This window comes from Bacillus sp. SIMBA_031 (genome assembly GCF_046535225.1).
Taxonomy (GTDB): domain Bacteria; phylum Bacillota; class Bacilli; order Bacillales; family Bacillaceae; genus Bacillus; species Bacillus velezensis.
On record NZ_JAWRXC010000255.1, the window covers coordinates 1 to 271 of the forward strand.

1 protein-coding gene is annotated in these 271 nt (G+C 38.0%); it reads right to left on the reverse strand.

Going from position 1 to position 271, the window contains the following annotated elements; translation table 11 throughout:
* Positions 1 to 271 (reverse strand): hypothetical protein (locus tag SB724_RS20225; RefSeq protein WP_410572645.1); only part of this gene is annotated, 271 nt, incomplete at both ends.

A 271-nucleotide genomic window follows, 5' to 3' on the forward strand; every position in this document is an offset into this window, starting at 1 on the left:
GATATATTCAGAGCTTGCTGCAACATGCAATTCGCGATCGAACATTGGTAAAACTTTAGCAACGCGATCATCTTTTTCAATTTCAGCTAACGCCTCAGGCGTTGCTTGAACAATTAATGTTGGCGCTAAAATCTTCGTTTTACCAATTATTTTTGCATTAAAATCTAGACTATTTAACTCAACAGTCATCATATCTTGAAGCTGCTCAATTTGCGCCGTTATTTCTCGATTTGAAGACACATGATAAGTCCCAGCAGCAACAGCATCAACT